Origin of the sequence: Maritimibacter sp. HL-12, assembly GCF_900177545.1 — a bacterium.
Classification (GTDB): Bacteria; Pseudomonadota; Alphaproteobacteria; order Rhodobacterales; family Rhodobacteraceae; genus Sinisalibacter.
In genome coordinates, this window is sequence record NZ_FXBQ01000001.1 from 2,135,638 (window position 1) to 2,152,827 (window position 17,190).

At 66.0% G+C, this 17,190-nt stretch carries 16 protein-coding genes; 13 read left to right on the forward strand and 3 right to left on the reverse strand.

Annotated elements, in window-relative coordinates:
* Nucleotides 1-49: 49 nt before the first annotated feature.
* From B9Y97_RS10745 to B9Y97_RS10795, 11 genes are all read left to right on the forward strand, one after another.
* Entirely contained in the window at nucleotides 50-1,933 is a 1,884-nt protein-coding gene (locus tag B9Y97_RS10745) for an SLC13 family permease (RefSeq protein WP_085526735.1), read from the forward strand.
* Between the two features lie 37 nt (nucleotides 1,934-1,970).
* On the forward strand, nucleotides 1,971-3,248 hold the full coding sequence (locus B9Y97_RS10750) for an acetylornithine deacetylase/succinyl-diaminopimelate desuccinylase family protein (protein ID WP_085526736.1): 1,278 nt from the start codon (nucleotides 1,971-1,973) through the stop codon (nucleotides 3,246-3,248).
* A gap of 69 nt (nucleotides 3,249-3,317) precedes the next feature.
* Nucleotides 3,318-4,628, forward strand: coding sequence for a replication-associated recombination protein A (locus B9Y97_RS10755; RefSeq protein ID WP_085526737.1), 1,311 nt, complete (start codon nucleotides 3,318-3,320; stop codon nucleotides 4,626-4,628).
* Between the two features lie 31 nt (nucleotides 4,629-4,659).
* Nucleotides 4,660-5,040 carry a fluoride efflux transporter CrcB gene (gene crcB, locus B9Y97_RS10760; RefSeq protein WP_085526738.1) on the forward strand — a complete coding sequence of 127 codons (381 nt, stop codon included), beginning with the start codon at nucleotides 4,660-4,662 and terminating at the stop codon, nucleotides 5,038-5,040.
* Nucleotides 5,037-6,092, forward strand: a complete 1,056-nt coding sequence (locus B9Y97_RS10765; RefSeq protein ID WP_085526739.1) for an RluA family pseudouridine synthase — start codon at nucleotides 5,037-5,039, stop codon at nucleotides 6,090-6,092. Before crcB ends, B9Y97_RS10765 begins: the two co-directional genes overlap by 4 nt.
* A complete protein-coding gene (locus B9Y97_RS10770) occupies nucleotides 6,083-6,766 on the forward strand; it encodes an HAD-IA family hydrolase (RefSeq protein ID WP_085526740.1) in 684 nt (227 codons plus the stop codon). Before B9Y97_RS10765 ends, B9Y97_RS10770 begins: the two co-directional genes overlap by 10 nt.
* The gene (locus B9Y97_RS10775) at nucleotides 6,763-7,482 is read left to right on the forward strand and encodes an ATP12 family chaperone protein (RefSeq protein WP_085526741.1); all 720 of its coding nucleotides are present in this window, start codon (nucleotides 6,763-6,765) and stop codon (nucleotides 7,480-7,482) included. Before B9Y97_RS10770 ends, B9Y97_RS10775 begins: the two co-directional genes overlap by 4 nt.
* Before the next feature lie 204 nt (nucleotides 7,483-7,686).
* Nucleotides 7,687-8,703 (forward strand): amino acid ABC transporter substrate-binding protein, encoded by a 1,017-nt coding sequence (locus B9Y97_RS10780; protein ID WP_085526742.1) that lies wholly within the window; start codon nucleotides 7,687-7,689, stop codon nucleotides 8,701-8,703.
* 129 nt (nucleotides 8,704-8,832) lie between these two features.
* Nucleotides 8,833-10,101, forward strand: coding sequence for an amino acid ABC transporter permease (locus B9Y97_RS10785; RefSeq protein WP_085526743.1), 1,269 nt, complete (start codon nucleotides 8,833-8,835; stop codon nucleotides 10,099-10,101).
* Nucleotide 10,102: 1 nt separating this feature from the next.
* A complete protein-coding gene (locus B9Y97_RS10790; RefSeq protein WP_085526744.1) occupies nucleotides 10,103-11,584 on the forward strand; it encodes an amino acid ABC transporter permease in 1,482 nt (493 codons plus the stop codon).
* Nucleotides 11,585-11,597: 13 nt separating this feature from the next.
* On the forward strand, nucleotides 11,598-12,383 hold the full coding sequence (locus B9Y97_RS10795) for an amino acid ABC transporter ATP-binding protein (RefSeq protein ID WP_085526745.1): 786 nt from the start codon (nucleotides 11,598-11,600) through the stop codon (nucleotides 12,381-12,383).
* Between the two features lie 55 nt (nucleotides 12,384-12,438).
* Here the strand turns inward: B9Y97_RS10795 and B9Y97_RS10800 are convergent, their stop codons facing one another.
* The 3 genes from B9Y97_RS10800 to argB are packed head-to-tail and all read right to left on the reverse strand — an operon-like array spanning nucleotide 12,439 to nucleotide 14,437.
* Nucleotides 12,439-12,942: a SixA phosphatase family protein gene (locus B9Y97_RS10800; protein WP_085526746.1), complete on the reverse strand. Its 504-nt coding sequence runs from the start codon at nucleotides 12,940-12,942 to the stop codon at nucleotides 12,439-12,441.
* A complete protein-coding gene (locus B9Y97_RS10805) occupies nucleotides 12,939-13,574 on the reverse strand; it encodes a ferredoxin (protein ID WP_085526747.1) in 636 nt (211 codons plus the stop codon). Before B9Y97_RS10805 ends, B9Y97_RS10800 begins: the two co-directional genes overlap by 4 nt.
* Complete coding sequence (argB, locus tag B9Y97_RS10810; protein ID WP_085526748.1) at nucleotides 13,574-14,437, reverse strand: acetylglutamate kinase; 864 nt, start codon at nucleotides 14,435-14,437, stop codon at nucleotides 13,574-13,576. Before argB ends, B9Y97_RS10805 begins: the two co-directional genes overlap by 1 nt.
* A gap of 112 nt (nucleotides 14,438-14,549) precedes the next feature.
* On the opposite strand from argB, the gene B9Y97_RS10815 reads away from it, so the two are divergent.
* A complete protein-coding gene (locus B9Y97_RS10815) occupies nucleotides 14,550-15,284 on the forward strand; it encodes an SDR family NAD(P)-dependent oxidoreductase (protein WP_085526749.1) in 735 nt (244 codons plus the stop codon).
* Nucleotides 15,277-17,175, forward strand: a complete 1,899-nt coding sequence (locus tag B9Y97_RS10820) for a tetratricopeptide repeat-containing sulfotransferase family protein (protein WP_085526750.1) — start codon at nucleotides 15,277-15,279, stop codon at nucleotides 17,173-17,175. The genes B9Y97_RS10815 and B9Y97_RS10820 overlap by 8 nt, the downstream gene beginning before the upstream one ends.
* Nucleotides 17,176-17,190: the final 15 nt, after the last annotated feature.

The following is a 17,190-nucleotide window of genomic DNA, read 5'->3' on the forward strand; positions in this document are numbered from 1 at the left end:
ATGAACGTCTGAAAAACAGGCATTGCGCCGAACGCGAGGGGGAGGGAGGGTGGAGCCTGTTACCCTGACAGTCGAGATGATGGTGGTGCTGGGCGTTCTCAGCTTCACCATATTCCTTTTTGTGAGCGAAGTTGTGCGGGTCGATCTCGCGGCCGTGCTCGTCATGGTGCTGATCGGCATTCTGAGCTACCTGCCGGGCTTGGGCAACCTCGCCGACATCAGCCAGTTGTTCGCGGGCTTCGGATCGAACGCCGTGATCTCGATCATCGCGGTGATGATCATCGGCGCCGGGCTCGACCGGACCGGGATCATGAACAAGGTGGCGGCCTGGATCCTGCATTTCGGCGGCACCAGCGAGAAACGGATCATCCCGATCGTATCGTCCACCGTGGGCGTGATTTCGTCCTTCATGCAGAACGTCGGCGCGGCGGCACTGTTCCTGCCGGTGGTCAGCCGGATCTCGGCACGCACCGGGCTGCCGCTTTCGCGCCTGCTGATGCCGATGGGCTTCACCGCGATCCTTGGCGGCACGATGACGATGGTCGGCTCCTCGCCGATGATCCTGCTCAACGATCTCATTGCCGGGGCCAACGCCGATCTGCCCGCCGATGAGCAGATCGGCATGTTCAGCCTGTTTGCGCCGGCGCCGATCGGGATCGCGCTGATCGTTTCGGGCATCCTCTACTTCGTGGTTTTCGGCAATTGGCTGCTGCCGGCCCGATCCAAGGGCGACGATGCCACCACCGGCCAGTCAACGGCCGAATACCTCAAGGGCACCTACGGGCTGAAGGCCGATCTCGTGGAGGTTTACGTGCCCGAGGGCAACATCCTCGTCGGTCACAAGCTCGACGACATCATGAATGCCCATCACCTCTACATCATCGGCACCTCCTACGCCGGGCAAAAGGTGGTGAACCCGCGCGTCTCCACCACCATCCTCGCGCCCTGCCGCCTTGCGATCCTTGGTCGTCGCAAGGTGATCACGGAAATCTGCGACATCTACGGCATCGAGGTTCTGCCCGAGCTCGATGAGTTCACCGACAGTTTCTCGCCCACCCGCGCCGGGGTGGCGGAGATCGTGGTGAAGCCGGGATCGTCGGTGATCGGCAAAACCCCGACCGAGCTTCGGTTCCGGCAATCCTACGGAATGAGCCTGCTCGCGATCCACCGCGGCGAAGAAACCATGAGCCACGTGGAAACCCCCGATCACCCCGCCGTCGTGCTCGGCACCCAGCCCTTGCAGGCCGGTGATACGCTGGTGGTGCACACGCCGTGGGACATGCTGTCGCTGATGAAGCAGAACCGCGATTTCGTGGTGATCACCTCCGACTTCCCGGAAGAGGAACTGCGCCCGCGCAAGATGGGTTGGGCGCTTCTGTTTTTTGCCATCGCCCTTTCGCTGATCCTGTTCACCGATCTGCGGCTCTCGCTGGCGCTGCTGGTGGGCGCGGCGGGGATGATCGTCACCCGCGTGCTTTCGATGGACGAGGCCTATCGCGCGGTGAGCTGGAACACCGTCTTCCTGCTCGCCTCGCTGATCCCCCTCGGCATGGCGGTGCAACACACCGGCACCGCCGACTGGATCGCGCACCAGGTGCTGCTCCTGCTCGAAGGCTGGCCGATCTGGGCGCTGCAGGTCGGGGTCGCGGTGCTTGCCACCGGGTTCACGCTGGTGATGTCGAACGTCGGGGCAACCGTGCTGCTGGTGCCGCTGGCGGTTTCGATCGCGCGCGAGGCCGAGGGCGATCCGGCGCTCTTCGCGCTCACGGTTGCGGTCTCGACCTCGAATTCCTTCCTGATCCCGACCCACCAGGTCAACGCGCTTCTGATGGCACCCGCGGGCTATCGTGTTGCCGACTTCCTGCGCGCGGGCGGGATCATGACGGTGTTGTTCATCGTCGTATCGCAAGGGGTGATGGCGCTGGTCTACTGAGATTGTGCCCCGCCCCGAACCCGCCTAACGTAGGGCCATGAATGACCTGAACGAGACACTGCTGGCCGAAGTCGCCGCCCGGCGCGATGCCCTCGTGGCGCTGACCCAGGGCCTTGTCCGCATCCCGACGTTGAACCCGCCGGGGCGGCATTACCGCGAACTCGTGGACTGGCTCGCCGCGCGGCTGGAGACGCACGGCTGGGAGGTCGAGCTGATCCGCGCCGAGGGCGCGCCGGGCGACAGCGACCGCTGGCCGCGCTGGAACCTCGTGGCACGGATCGCCGGCGCATCCCCGGGCGAATGCGTGCATTTCAACGGGCATCACGACGTGGTGGAAGTTGGCGAGGGCTGGACCCGCGACCCCTTCGCCGCCGAAGTGGAAGACGGGCGGATCTATGGCCGCGGCACCTGCGACATGAAGGGCGGGCTGGCCAGCGCGATCATTGCCGCGGAGGCCTTCGTTGCCGCGCGGCCGGATTTTGCCGGCACGATCGAAGTGAGCGCCACGGCCGACGAGGAATCGGGTGGCTACGGCGGCGTCGCCTATCTCGCGGAACGGGGCTATTTCAGCCCCGAGCGGGTGCAGCATGTCATCATCCCCGAGCCGCTGGGCAAGGATCGCATCTGCCTCGGCCATCGCGGCGTGTGGTGGGCCGAGATCGAAACCAAGGGGCGCATCGCGCATGGCTCCATGCCCTTCCTCGGCGACAGCGCGATCCGTCACATGGGTGCGGTGCTTGAAGAGATGGAGCGCGCGTTGTTCCCCCTGCTCGCGGGCAAGAGCACCGAGATGCCGGTGGTGCCGGACGGCGCGAAGCAATCGACGCTCAACATCAACTCGATCCACGGCGGCGAGGCGGAGCCGGAACCCGGCTTCACCGGTTTCCCCGCGCCTTGCGTCGCCGACCGGTGCCGCATCGTGATCGACCGGCGCTTCCTGATCGAGGAAGACATCGCCGAGGTGAAGGACGAGGTGCGGGCGCTGATGGAGCGGGTGAAGGCGGCACGGCCGGGTTTTGCCTACGAGATCCGCGAATTGCACGAGGTGATCCCGACGATGACCGACAGGGAGGCCCCGGTGGTGCGCTCGACGGCGGCGGCGATCGAAAAGGTGCTGGGCGGGCGTCCCGACTACGTGGTGAGCCCCGGCACCTATGACCAGAAGCACATCGACCGGATCGGCCGCTTGCACAACTGCATCGCCTACGGGCCGGGCGTGCTCGATCTTGCCCACCAGCCCGACGAGTGGATCGGGATCGACGACATGATCGACAGCGCAGGCGTGATGGCGCTGGTGCTGGCGGAACTGCTCTGAGCGGCCACCCGGAACCGCGCCAACCGGATAGCGCTGGCGGCCACGCCTCGGTCTGCCTAGATTGAGATCATGGCCGATCTGTTCGACACCGTTCCAGGCCCCGCGCCCGAAAGTGCCCCGCGCCCGCTGGCCGACCGGTTGCGCCCGCGCGCGCTTTCGGAGGTGATCGGGCAGGACGAGGTGCTCGGGCCGGAGGGGCCGCTCGGGGTGATGCTGGCTTCGGGCTCGCTCGGCTCGCTGGTGCTCTGGGGGCCGCCGGGCGTGGGCAAGACCACCATCGCGCGGCTGCTCGCGCGCGAGACCGATCTGCATTTCGTTCAGATCAGCGCGATTTTCACCGGGGTTCAGGAGCTGCGCAAGGTGTTCGAAGCGGCCAAGCACCGCCGCGCCAACGGGCAGGGTACGCTCCTGTTCGTCGATGAGGTTCACCGTTTCAACAAGGCCCAGCAGGACGGTTTCCTGCCGCACATGGAGGACGGCACGATCCTGCTGGTGGGGGCGACGACCGAGAACCCGTCGTTCGAGCTGAATGCGGCGCTGCTGAGCCGGGCGCAGGTGCTGGTGCTCAAGCGCCTCGGCCCGGCCGATCTGGAACGGCTGGCGCAGCGCGCGGAGAAAGACCTCGGCCGCGCCCTGCCGCTCGACGGCCCGGCGCGCGAGGCGCTGATCGAGATGGCGGATGGCGACGGCCGGGCGCTTCTGAACCTGATCGAACAGGTGATGGCGTGGAAGGTCGGCGGCAAGCTCGACCGCGACGCGCTCGCCACCCGCCTGATGCGCCGGGCCGCGCGCTACGACAAGTCGGGCGACGAGCACTACAACCTGATCTCGGCCTTGCACAAATCGGTGCGCGGCTCGGACCCCGACGCCGCCCTCTACTGGTTCAACCGGATGCTGCTCGGCGGCGAAGATCCGCGTTTCCTTGCCCGCAGGCTCACAAGGATGGCGGTGGAGGATATCGGGCTGGCCGATCCGCAGGCCAACGCGGTCTGCCTCCATGCCTGGGAAACCTACGAGCGGCTCGGCAGCCCTGAAGGGGAGCTGGCGCTGGCGCAGGCGGTGATTTACCTCGCGCTCGCGCCGAAATCGAACGCGGCCTACGTCGCGCAGAAACAGGCAGCGGCGGCAGCGAAGAAGACCGGATCGGAACCGCCACCCAAGCATATCCTGAATGCGCCGACCAAGCTGATGGACGAGCAGGGATACGGCGCGGGCTATGCCTATGACCACGATGCGCCGGATGCCTTTTCGGGGCAGAACTACTTCCCTGACGGCATGAAGCGCGGCGTCTATTACCTGCCGCCCGAACGCGGCTTCGAGCGCGACCTCAAGAAGCGTGTCGAGTGGTTCGCCAAGCTGCGCGCCAAGCGGCAAACTTGACAAGCCGCCCCGGAGCGTCAAGGAAGCGCCCATGAACCTGACCCTTCTCTTCGTGGCGCTCGGCGGTGCCCTCGGTGCCTCGGCGCGCTATCTCACCAACGTCGCGGTCGCCCGCACGGTTGGCTTTGGCTTTCCCTATGCCACGATCCTTGTGAACGTGGTGGGCTCGTTCCTGATGGGGGTGCTCGTGGTGGTGCTGGCGCGCAAGGGCGGGCAGGCCTATGCCCCCTTCCTGATGACCGGGGTGCTCGGCGGTTTTACCACCTTCTCGGCGTTCTCGCTCGACACGCTCACCCTGTTTGAACGTGGCGAGACCGGGTTGGCCGGGCTCTACGTCGGGCTTTCGGTGGCGCTGTCGCTCGGCGCGATCGGCCTTGGCATTCTCGCCACCCGCGCGGTGCTGCTGCCATGAGCGGGGTGCAGGTGCTCACCGTGGCCGCGGGCGAAGGCGACCAGAGGCTCGACCGCTGGTTTCGCCGGCGCTTCCCGCATGTGTCGCAGGGGCGGATCGAGAAGATGTGCCGCAAAGGTGAAGTCCGGGTCGATGGCGGGCGGGTGAAACCGGCCACCCGGATCGAGGAAGGGCAGGAGGTTCGTATTCCGCCCTTGCCGGACGAGGCCGCGCCTGCACCGAAGCCGCAGGCCCCGCGCGTTTCCGATGCCGACACGAAGATGATCCAGGCCGCCGTGCTTTACCGCGACGATCACATCATCGCGCTCAACAAGCCGCCGGGGCTGCCGAGCCAGGGCGGCTCGAAACAGACCCGCCATGTCGACGGGCTGGCCGAGGCGCTGCGCTTCGGGCTGGAGGAAAAGCCGCGGCTCGTGCACCGGCTCGACAAGGACACCTCGGGCGTTCTGATCATGGCGCGCACCCGCGCGGTGGCGAAGGCGCTCACCGATGCCTTCCGCGCCCGCGATGCGCGCAAGATCTACTGGGCGGTGGTGGCGGGCGTGCCCAGCCCGCGCCGGGGCACGGTGAAATGGGGGCTGGTGAAGGCGCCCGGCCACGGCGGGCAGGGCGAGGGCGAGAAGATGCTCTGCGTTCACCCGTCCGAGATCGACTCGACGCCCGGTGCCAAGCGCGCGGTAACCGATTATGCCGTGGTGCAGAACCTCGGCAGCCGCGCGGCCTGGGTGGCGCTGGAGCCTGTCACCGGCCGCACCCACCAGTTGCGCGCGCACATGGCCGAGATGGGGCACCCGATCGTCGGCGATGGAAAATACGGCGGTTCGGGGCAGGAAAACCTCGGCGACGGCTGGGGCGCGATGCTGGGCGGCGACATTTCGCGAAAGCTGCATCTGCATGCCCGCACGCTCAGCCTCACCCACCCGGTGACGCGAAAGCCGCTCACCTTCACCGCCCCGTTGCCCGAACACATGGCGCGGTCCTGGGCAAGCCTCGGCTTCGACGAGGTCGAGGTGCCGGACGATCCTTTCGCGGAGGATGGCGGGTGGACCTGAGCCTCGTGGTCTTCGATGTCGATGGCACGCTGATCGACAGCCAGGATTCCATCGTCACGGCGATGCACCGGGCCTTCGCGGGCGCCGGTCGCCCGATGCCGGACCGCGCCGAGGTGCTTTCGGTGGTCGGGCTTTCGCTCGCCGACGCGGTGGCCCGGCTTGCGCCGGATCTTGACGCGCACGAGGTCGCGGATGCAGTGGACCGCTACCGTGCCGCCTTCATCGGGCTGCGGGCGGAGACCGGCGGCGAGGCCACCGCGCCGCTCTACCCCGGTGCGCGCGCGGCGATCGAGGCGCTGCATGCGCGCCCTGAAGTGCTGCTCGGCGTGGCCACCGGCAAGGCCCGACGCGGACTTGACCACGCCTTCGCCGGCCATGATCTCGACCGCTTCTTCGTCACCCGGCAGACCGCCGACCACCACCCGTCGAAGCCGCACCCGGCCATGCTGGAAGCGGCGCTGGCAGAAACCGGTGTCGTCCCCGGGCGGGCGGTGATGGTGGGCGATACCACCTTCGATATCGAGATGGCGCGCGCTGCAGGCGTTCTGCCGATTGGCGTGGCCTGGGGCTATCATCCGCCCGAGGCGCTGCAGGCGGCCGGGGCGGCGATGGTTCTGCAGAGCTTCGCGCAGCTTCCCGACGCGCTCGACCAGATCTGGAAGGTCTCGGCATGAGTGGCGCGTGGCAGCCGAAACGGTTTTGGGAGAAGTCCGAAGTTGTGCCGGCGGAGGGTGGATACACCGTGGCGCTTGACGGTCGTCCGGTGCGCACGCCCGCCAAGGCCGCGCTGGTGATGCCGACGCGTGCCCTGGCCGAAGCCGTGGCGCGGGAATGGGACGCGCAGGACGACCTGATCAAGCCGCAGACCATGCCGCTCACCCGCAGCGCCAATTCGGCAATCGACAAGGTGGCCAAGCAGCATGACGAGGTTGCGGCCCTGCTCGCGGCCTATGGCGAAACCGATCTGCTCTGCTACCGCGCCGAACAACCGGTGGACCTCGTGGCCCGGCAGGCTGCGGCCTGGGACCCGCTGCTGGACTGGGCGGCCGACCGTCTGGAGGCCCGGTTGCGGCCGACATCCGGCATCGTTCCGATGCCGCAAGACCCCGATGCACTCGCGCAACTGGCCGCGCAAACCCGCGCCTTCGATCCCTTCGCGCTCGCGGGTTTTCACGATCTGGTTGCGCTCAGCGGCTCGCTGATCCTCGGGTTTGCAACGGTTCATCGCGTCGAAAGCCCCGAAACGATCTGGCAGATCTCTCGAATCGACGAATCGTGGCAGCAGGCGCAATGGGGCGAGGACGAGGAAGCGGCTGCGCACACAGCGCTGAAAAAACAGGCATTTCTCGATGCGGCGCGGTTTTTTTCGCTTCTTGAGCGCGACGATTGAGCGCGCACAGACCCGCTGCGGCGAATTCCCGTGAGATCGCCTTGGTTTAGGGAAATGCCTATCTGGACCAAAGTCTTGACCGATCGGACGGAATCCGCCCAAACTGATCCGGTGGAGGGGGGAATTCCCGCTTCGTATCGGCCCCGGCGCAAAGCCGGTCAACGAGACGCCCCTGACAGGGCGAAAATTCAGGAAGAGGTAATCATGAAAAGAACCGTTATTCTTGGCGCCCTGACCGCAGCCGGCTTTGCCGCTGGCGCGGCCTCGGCCGCGACGCTGGATGACGTCAAGGCGCGTGGCACGCTGAACTGTGGCGTGGCAACCGGCGTGCCGGGCTTCGCTGCGCCGGATTCCAGCGGCGAATGGGCTGGCTTCGATGTGGCCGTGTGCCGCGCCGTTGCCGCCGCCACGCTGGGCGATCCCTCGGCTGTAGAATTCGTGCCGACCACCGGCAAGACGCGCTTCACCGCGCTCGCGTCGGGCGAAGTGGACATGCTCGCCCGAAACACCACCTGGACCTTCTCGCGTGACGTCGATCTGAAGTTCGAGTTCGTCGGCGTGAACTACTACGACGGTCAGGGCTTCATGGTGCCCAAGGAACTGGGCGTGAGCTCGGCCAAGGAACTCGATGGCGCGACTGTCTGCATCCAGACCGGCACCACCACCGAGCTCAACCTCGCCGACTACTTCCGTGTGAACGGCATGAGCTACGAGCCCGTGCCGATCGAAACCAACGCCGAGGCCCAGCAGCAGTATCTCGCCGGCGCCTGCGACGTCTACACCACCGACGCTTCCGGCCTTGCCGCGACACGCGCCACCTTCGAAGTCCCGACGGATCACGCGATCCTTCCAGAGATCATCTCGAAAGAGCCGCTCGGGCCGCTCGTGCGCCACGGCGACAACGAGTGGGGCGACATCGTGCGCTGGACCCTCAATGCGCTGATCGCCGCCGAGGAATACGGCGTGACCTCGGCCAACATCGACGAGATGCTGGGCGGCACCGACAACCCCGAGATCAACCGCCTGCTCGGCACCGAGGGCAATCTCGGCGAAATGTTCGGCCTCGAGTCGGACTGGGCCGTGCACGCGATCAAGGTTGGCGGCAACTACGGCGAGATCTTCGCCCGCCACATCGGTGAAGACACCCCGATCGGGCTTGCCCGTGGTCTGAACGCCCAATACCGCGACGGTGGCATCCTCTACGCGCCGCCGTTCCGTTAAGGCACAAGGCGAAGGGCGCGGTTCAGGCCGCGCCCTTTTCCGATCAAGTCAAAAAAAATACAAAATCAAACACCTGGCCGCAGGGACGCAACCGCGCATCGTGCGAAGCCGGGACGACGGGGAAATCACATGACGGCACTGACTGACCCCCAAAAGGAGTCGTTTCGTCTGTCGATGTTGCTGAACGACAGCCGGTATCGGTCGATCACCATCCAGATCGTCACGCTCATCGCGTTTCTGACCCTGATCGGCTGGCTGCTGAACAACACCGCCCAGAACCTTGCCGACCTTGGAAAAGAGCCGAGTTTCCGGTTTCTGACCCAGCCCTCGGGCTATGATATCAACCAGCGGCTGCTCGAATACACCAGCCAGGACACCAACCTGCGCGCGGCCTTCCTGGGCCTGCTCAACACCCTGATCGTGGCGATCATGGGCTGCATCGCGGCAACGGTTGTCGGAGTGATCGTGGGTGTTCTGAGGCTTTCCAACAACTGGATCGTCGCGCGGCTGATGACCTTCTATGTCGAGATCTTCCGCAACGTGCCGGTGCTTCTCTGGATCGTTTTCACCATGGCGATCCTGATTGAATCCCTGCCGGCGCCGAACAAGTTTCGCGGCGACACGCCCGAGGCGAGCATGCTGCTCGGCGACAGCGTGGCGCTCACCAACCGGGGCTTCTATGTTCCCGAACCCTTGTTTTCCCGCAGCCTCGGCGATCTCGACGTGCTTGGGGATGCCTCCTTGCGTTTCGGGATCAGTCTCGATCTGGTTGCCATCGTCGCGACCCTGCTTGCGGGCGTGCTTCTGGCAGGGCTTTTTGCCAAGCGCGCCAACCGGATCCAGGCGGCGACAGGGGTTCGGCCAAAAACCTGGCATTGGCGGCTCGGCGTGATCGTGCTGCCGACGGCGGCGCTGCTTGCCTATCTCGGCCTGCACTGGGGCCATCCCGAACTCCGCGGCTTCAACTTCCAGGGCGGCACCTACATGCGCAATTCGCTGATTGCGCTCTGGCTCGCGCTGTCGCTCTACACCGCCGCCTTCATCGCGGAGATCGTGCGCGCGGGCATTCTCGCGATCTCGAAGGGCCAGACCGAGGCCGCCGCCGCGCTCGGGCTGCGGTCGCGCCGGATCATGAGCCTCGTGGTGCTGCCGCAGGCGTTGCGCGTGATCGTGCCGCCGCTGATCTCGCAATACCTCAACCTCACCAAGAACTCCTCGCTGGCCATCGCGGTGGGCTACATGGACATCACCGGCACGCTGATGGGGATCACCCTCAACCAGACCGGCCGGGAACTTGAGACGGTGCTGATGACCATGCTCATCTACCTCACCATCTCGCTGGTGATCTCGGGGGCGATGAACATCTACAACAATTCCGTGAAGCTGCAGGAGCGCTGATATGACCGATCTGTCCTATGTCCGCACCGAGATGCTTCCCGAGCGCGATCCGCCGATCTCGACGAGCGGGGTGATCGGCTGGATCCGCGCCAACCTGTTTGACGGGATTTCCAACTCCGTGCTCACGATCGCCTCTCTCGCGTTCATCTACTGGGTGCTCAGCCATTTCATACCGTGGTTCTGGTCGCCGACGTGGAACGGCAGTTCGCTCGGCAATTGCCGAGAGATGATCGGGGCCGCCGGCAAGGAAGGCGGTGCCTGCTGGGGGGTGATCAACGAACGCTGGCCGCAGATCCTGTTCGGTTTCTACCCCGAGGAATTGCGCTGGCGGCCGATCCTTGCCTTCGTGCTGATGTTCGTGGCGTTGATCCCGATCCTGTTCAACATGATCTCGCGGCGGTGGAACTGGTTCCTCCTTGCGCTGGTGCTGTTCGCGGCGGTTTCCTTCGTGGGGTCTGGCGTCATCGCCGTACTGGTGCAGATCGTTCTCGCCGTGACGATGGCCTATGTCGGCTGGCAGATCGTGACGACCAAGGGTGCCGACCGTGCCGATCAGATCAAGGCGGGCGCGAAACGTCTGCCCAATCCGCTGTTGTTTTCAGCGGCATTCGTTTTCATCATGCCGTGGCTGCTTTGGGGCGGAACCATCTGGACCCCGCTTGCCGCCGCCTTCGGCTTTGGTGTTGGCTGGGGGGCCTTTCGACTGGTCTCCCCGAAGTTCGGGGATCTTGCCGGGCTGATCCTCGGCGTGGTTACAACCTTCGTCTGGTGGCTGGTGCTCACCGGTCCGGTTGCCTCGGGGTTAAACGGGGTTCTCCCTGTCGGGCTCGAACCGGTGCAAAGCCGCAATTTTGGCGGCCTCCTGCTCTCGGTCACCATCGGCGTGGTTGCGATCTCGGTCTCTCTGCCGCTCGGGATCGTGCTGGCGCTTGGCCGCCAATCCGACCTGATGCTGGTGAAGTGGATGTCGGTGGGGTTCATCGAGTTCATCCGCGGCGTGCCGTTGATCACGCTGCTGTTCGTGGCCTCGTTCCTGCTCAACGTCTTCATGCCGCCGGGCACCAATTTCGACATCATCCTGCGGGTCATCATCATGGCCACGCTGTTCTCGGCGGCCTATATCGCCGAGGTCGTGCGGGGCGGGCTCGCGGCGCTGCCGAAAGGGCAGTACGAGGCCGCGGATGCGCTGGGGCTCGATTACTGGAAGGCGCAGCGGCTGATCATCATGCCGCAGGCGCTCAAAATCTCGATCCCCGGCATCGTGTCGACCTTCATCGGGTTGTTCAAGGATACCACGCTGGTGTCGATCATCGGCCTGCTCGACCCGATCGGGCTGTCGAACTCGATCCGCGCCGACACGGCCTGGAACGGGGTGGTCTGGGAGCTTTACGGCTTCATTGCCTTCCTGTTCTTCATCCTCACCTTCTCAATGTCACGCTATTCCATGTATCTCGAGCGCCGTCTGCGCACGGATCATCGTTAAGGGAGAACCCCAGATGTCCAGCATCGAAATCGAACGCGACGTTGATACTTCGCACATGCAGGTCTCCGACAAGGTGGCGATCGAGATCCGCAACATGAACAAGTGGTTCGGCGCGTTCCACGTGCTGCGCGACATTGATCTCACGGTCTACGAAGGGGAGCGGATCGTGATCTGCGGCCCTTCCGGCTCGGGAAAATCGACGCTCATCCGTTGCATCAACCGGCTGGAGGAGCACCAGGCCGGCAGCATCGTCGTGGACGGCACCGAGCTTTCGTCGGATCTCAAGAATGTCGACAAGGTGCGCTCGGAAGTCGGCATGGTGTTTCAGCATTTCAACCTGTTCCCGCATCTTACCGTGCTGGAAAACCTCACGCTCGCTCCGATCTGGGTGCGCAAGACTCCGCGCAAGGAGGCCGAGGAAATCGCGATGCACTACCTCGAAAAGGTCAAGATCCCCGAGCAGGCCCTGAAGTTTCCCGGCCAGCTTTCGGGCGGGCAACAGCAGCGCGTCGCCATCGCGCGCTCGCTCTGCATGAAGCCGCGGATCATGCTGTTCGACGAGCCGACATCGGCGCTCGATCCGGAGATGATCAAGGAGGTGCTCGACACGATGATCGAGCTGGCCGAGGAAGGCATGACCATGCTGGTGGTGACTCACGAGATGGGCTTTGCCGAGAAGGTCGCCAACCGGGTGATCTTCATGGACGCAGGCCAGATCGTCGAGCAGAATGCGCCCAGCGCGTTCTTCAACAACCCGCAGTCGGAACGCACCAAGCTGTTCCTCAGCCAGATCCTCTGAACCGGGACAGGACCACCCAAAAGGGCGCGCGAACGGGTGCGCCCTTTTTTGCGTTTCAGGTCAGGTCGCGGGGAAAAACCAGATCGACGATCCGGCCGGAACGCCAATCGACCCGGCCCCAGTCGTCGGCATCGAAATCGATCACCGTGGTGGCACCGGTAGGATAGCGCGCAAAGCGGGCATCGGGCGGTGGCGTCTCGACGATGCCTTGCGCGAAATATGCAGTGCCGGGATTATGCGCCACCAACATCACCAACTTGCCGGTGGCTTCGCGCAAGGTTGCGAGCATCGCCGCGGGTTCGGCCTGGTAGAGGTCGGGGCGGATCGACGGGCTGGGTGCCGCGTCGAAGGCCTCGGCAACATGTTCCCAGGTTTCGCGGGTGCGCGCCGCGGAGGACACCAGCGCCGCGTCCGGCACATGGCCACGCGCCGCGAGCCAGCCGCCAATCGCCCTGGCCGCGGCCCGGCCCCGGTTGTTGAGCGGACGATCATGGTCGTCGATGATCGGATCGGACCATGACGACTTGGCATGCCGGGTGAGGATCAGACGCAAGGTCATCGCGGGTGAAATGCTTTCATGTGGAAACGGGATTGCTCCTCGTTCCTACCGTATGCCTGCCCGACAGGGCAAGCACGCCGGGCCGCACAGCCCCGGGCGTGGCAATCTTCGCCCGCCTCGGTGTCGAGAAAGCCCCGGCAGGCCGCCACGTCGTAGCTTTCGGGCAGGAGCGCGCCGACCGGGCAGGCGGTGCGACAGGGTTGGCCTGCGCAGCTTTCGCACGGATTCTCGCCCTGCGGCAGAGCGACCGCGCCCGGCAGGCGCACCGCGCCGCGAAACGACAGCCAGAGCCCGAGCTGGTCATGCACGAGAAGCCCGACCGGGGAAGGCCAGACCCGACCCGTGGCCAAGGCCCAGGCGATGAACGGTGCAAAGGGCGGCCCGTCAGAGGGAAACACCGCCTCACCACCCCAATCGCGTGCCAGCGCGCCGATCACCCGTTTCGACCAACGGTCGAGGGGGTCGGGTGCGCCGTCGGCATATTCCGGGGCAGCGACAAAGGCGGGCCAGAAACCGGGTTCGCGCGGGGCAAGGAGCAGCACGCTCGCCCCGCCCTCCGGCGCGGCCCCGATCAATTCGAGATGCTGCGCCGCCGCCTCCTCGGCGTAGCGGGAGGTGTCGGGCGCGGCCATCAATCCTTGCGGATCAGCGAGCCCGCGCCGTGCTCGGTGAACAGCTCCAGCAGGCAGGCGTTGGGGGTGCGGCCATCGAGGATGACCACCGCCCGCGCGCCGCCATCGAGTGCCATCAGCGCGGTTTCGGTCTTCGGAATCATCCCGCCCGCGATTACGCCCGCGTCGGTGAGATCGCGGATATCGTGGGCCTTGAGCTCGGTGATGACCTTGCCTTCGCTGTCCTTCACGCCTTCCACGTCGGTGAGCAGCAGAAGCCGGTCGGCCCGCAGCGCGGCGGCCACCGCGCCCGCGGCGGTGTCGCCGTTGACGTTGAAGGTTTCGCCGGCGCGGCCCATGCCGATGGGCGCGATCACCGGGATGATCTCGGCCTCGAACAGCTTGGTGAGCACCGTCGTGTCCATCTCGGCGGGGGTGCCGACGAAGCCGAGATCGGGATCGGTCTGGTCGCAGACCATGAGCCGGGCGTCCTTGCCTGTGAGGCCCACGGCGCGCCCGCCGGCATCGCTGATCGCCTGCACGATGCGCTTGTTGACCCGGCCGGCGAGCACCATTTCGACCACTTCCATCGTGGCCGCGTCGGTGACGCGCTTGCCGTGCACGAAATGGCTTGTCACGTCGAGCCGCTTCAGCATGTCGTTGATCATCGGGCCACCGCCGTGCACCACGACCGGGTTCACCCCGACCTGGCGCATCAGCACGATATCGCGGGCGAAGGAGTTCATCGCCTCGTCGTCGCCCATCGCATTGCCGCCGAACTTGATGACGACCGTCGCGCCCTCGTAGCGCTGCAGGTAGGGCAGGGCCTCGTTCAGGGTGCGGGCGGTGGCAATCCAGTCTCGGTTCATGGTCTGCTTTCTCATCGGGTGTCCTCGGGCGGGCTGCGCCATTCGTCTACCTTCGCCGTGCCCGGCTGCCAAGGGGCATTGCCTCCTCCCGGGCTTGCGCTAGGTTGGGCGAAAAAGGGGCCAGGCAATGAGCGACAGACAGAAAACCCTGCTGCTGACAGGTGCGAGCCGCGGCATCGGCCATGCCACCGTGCGCAAGTTCAACCGCGAAGGCTGGCGCGTGATCACCTGTTCGCGCCATCCCTTTCCCGAGCAATGCCCTTGGGGCGGCGGCGCGGAAAACCACGTCGAGATCGACCTTTCCGACCCAGCCGACACGATCAACGCGGTCGGCCTGATCCAGGAAAAGGCCGGCGGCTATCTCGATGCGCTGGTGAACAATGCCGGGATTTCACCGAAAGGCCCCAACGGCGAGCGGCTCTCGACCCTCAACACCGATCTGCGCGATTGGGGCCACGTCTTTCACGTCAATTTCTTTGCCTCGGTGGTGCTCGCCCGCGGGCTGATGGACGAATTGGCCGCAGCGAAGGGCTCGGTCGTCAATGTCACCTCGATCGCGGGCAGCCGGGTCCACCCCTTCGCCGGCGCGGCCTATGCCACTTCGAAAGCGGCGCTGGCCGCCCTCACCCGGGAAATGGCGCATGATTTCGGCCCGCTCGGCGTGCGCGTCAACGCCATCGCGCCGGGTGAGGTGAAAACCGCCATCCTGAGCCCGGGCACCGAAAAGATCGTGGATCAACTGCCGCTGCGCCGCCTTGGCCAGCCGGAAGAGGTGGCCGACGTGATCTATTTCCTCTGCTCGGACGCCTCGTCCTACATCTCGGGCACGGAGATCGAGGTGAACGGCGGGCAGCATGTCTGAGCCGGGTGACAGGGCAAGCGAAGCCGGGAGACGCCTTTCGCCACCCCCGGAGGCGCTGGCCAACCTGCAAGACTTGTTGATGAGCGGGGCCGTCGCGCGAGCGCTCGAGTTGGCGGAGCGGCTGGCCGAGCAATACCCGGGGCACGCGCGGGTCGAAAACATGCTGGGACTCGCGCAGATGCAATCCGGCCAGGTCGAACCCGCGCTTGCAGCCTTCGCGCGCGCCACTACCGCCGATCCCGGTTTCGCCGGGGCTTACATCAACCGGGCCAATCTGCTGGTCGCCCTTGGGCGATTTTCTGCCGCCGTGCCGATCTGTGAAGCCGTGCTCGCCGTGGTGGCGGGGGGTGAGGAGGCGGCGAAAGCCCATCACCTGCTCGCCGTGGCTCATGCCAATACGGGTGCGCCCGTGGCGGCTGAGGGCGCGTTTCGGGCCGCGATCGCGGCACACCCCGACATGGTCGCCGCCCATGGTGGGCTGGGTGGGCTATTGGCAACTCTCGGGCGCTTCGACGAGGCGGTGGCGGTGCTCGAAGCCGCGGCACGACGTTGGCCGGACGACACTTCCATTGCCCGAAACCTCGGCACCGTCTTGATCGAGCTTGGCAGATTCGAGGCGGCGGTGGACGTGCTGGAGCCGGCCGGGGTGCGCAATCCCGAAGATGCGCCGCTCCAGACCACCTGCGTGCGGGCCTTGCGCGGCGCCGGTCGGGTCGAGGCCGCCTTGAAGGCGGCGGAAGCGGCGATCCGGGCCGAGCCGCGTTCGGCGGAGGCGCATGGCCTGCTCGGATCCTGCCGTCGTGCGCTTGGTGACACGACCGGTGCGATCGCCGCCTATGACGCGGCGCTCGAGCTCGCCCCCGATGATCCCACCGCTCTGGTTGCGCGTTGGCGGATGTCGCCCCTGCCGCCCGGCCACCCGGCGCGTGAGCGCATCGCGGCGCGGCTTGCCGATCCGGCGACCACGCCGGACTTGCGCTGCGCGCTCGAACTCGTCCTGTTCGAGGCCGACGACAAGGCCGGGGATATCGAGTTGGCTTTTGAACACCTGATGCGCGCGGGCCGGGCGAAACGGGCGGCGCGACCCTACGACATAACCGCACAGGCACGGATGTTCGAGGCGATCCAGGGCATGTTCGGTGCGCCCATCGCGCCGCTCGAAGGTATCGAGCCTGCGCCGGTGCGGCCCGTTTTCATCGTCGGCATGCCGCGGTCGGGCACGTCGCTCGTCGAACAGATCCTGGCGAGCCATCCGTCGGTTCTCGGTGGCGGCGAATTGCCGGTGCTGGGCCGGGCGATGGCGGAAGCGGGCTGGGGGGCCGGTCGGATCGGCGCGGCGCCGAGTGCCGCGATGCTCGGGCGCCTTCGCCGGACATATCTCGATGCCCTCGCCGCTCTGGACAGCACCCGACCGGTGATCACCGACAAGACGCCGATGAATTTCCGCTGGCTGGGCTTCGCCCTTGCGGCTCTCCCGGAGGCGCGGGTGCTCGTCATGCAGCGCGACGCGCGGGCGACCTGTTTTTCCAACCTGACCCATGATCTCTCCGGCCGGGCCAATGATTTTGGCGCCGATATGGTCGACACCGCCGAGATGTATCGCCTTCATCTCGATCTTGTCGGGCATTGGCAGCGGCACTATCCCGACCGGATTTCCACCGTGCCCTACGAACGGCTCACCGAGAACCCGGAAGCCGAAAGCCGCGCACTCGTCGCGGCGGCGGGACTGAACTGGGATCCGGCCTGTCTCGCGTTCCACGAGACCCGGCGGGTGGTGCGAACCGCTTCGGCCGAGCAGGTGCGCCAGCCGATCTATACCGGGAGTTCTGAGGCGTGGCGGAGATACGAGCGGCATCTGGGGCCGATGCTGGAACGGCTGAAAGGGCTCTGAACCGGGCGCGAAAAC

What these genes read in the sequence shown, in the direction of transcription:
- B9Y97_RS10750 (WP_085526736.1), top strand. Translation starts at nt 1,971, where the DNA reads ATGAATGACCTGAACGAGACACTGCTGGCCGAAGTCGCCGCCCGGCGC.
- B9Y97_RS10755 (WP_085526737.1), top strand. Translation starts at nt 3,318, where the DNA reads ATGGCCGATCTGTTCGACACCGTTCCAGGCCCCGCGCCCGAAAGTGCC.
- crcB (WP_085526738.1), top strand. Translation starts at nt 4,660, where the DNA reads ATGAACCTGACCCTTCTCTTCGTGGCGCTCGGCGGTGCCCTCGGTGCC.
- B9Y97_RS10765 (WP_085526739.1), top strand. Translation starts at nt 5,037, where the DNA reads ATGAGCGGGGTGCAGGTGCTCACCGTGGCCGCGGGCGAAGGCGACCAG.
- B9Y97_RS10775 (WP_085526741.1), top strand. Translation starts at nt 6,763, where the DNA reads ATGAGTGGCGCGTGGCAGCCGAAACGGTTTTGGGAGAAGTCCGAAGTT.
- B9Y97_RS10780 (WP_085526742.1), top strand. Translation starts at nt 7,687, where the DNA reads ATGAAAAGAACCGTTATTCTTGGCGCCCTGACCGCAGCCGGCTTTGCC.
- B9Y97_RS10785 (WP_085526743.1), top strand. Translation starts at nt 8,833, where the DNA reads ATGACGGCACTGACTGACCCCCAAAAGGAGTCGTTTCGTCTGTCGATG.
- B9Y97_RS10790 (WP_085526744.1), top strand. Translation starts at nt 10,103, where the DNA reads ATGACCGATCTGTCCTATGTCCGCACCGAGATGCTTCCCGAGCGCGAT.
- B9Y97_RS10795 (WP_085526745.1), top strand. Translation starts at nt 11,598, where the DNA reads ATGTCCAGCATCGAAATCGAACGCGACGTTGATACTTCGCACATGCAG.
- B9Y97_RS10800 (WP_085526746.1), bottom strand. Translation starts at nt 12,942, where the DNA reads ATGACCTTGCGTCTGATCCTCACCCGGCATGCCAAGTCGTCATGGTCC.
- B9Y97_RS10805 (WP_085526747.1), bottom strand. Translation starts at nt 13,574, where the DNA reads ATGGCCGCGCCCGACACCTCCCGCTACGCCGAGGAGGCGGCGGCGCAG.
- argB (WP_085526748.1), bottom strand. Translation starts at nt 14,437, where the DNA reads ATGAGAAAGCAGACCATGAACCGAGACTGGATTGCCACCGCCCGCACC.
- B9Y97_RS10815 (WP_085526749.1), top strand. Translation starts at nt 14,550, where the DNA reads ATGAGCGACAGACAGAAAACCCTGCTGCTGACAGGTGCGAGCCGCGGC.
- B9Y97_RS10820 (WP_085526750.1), top strand. Translation starts at nt 15,277, where the DNA reads ATGTCTGAGCCGGGTGACAGGGCAAGCGAAGCCGGGAGACGCCTTTCG.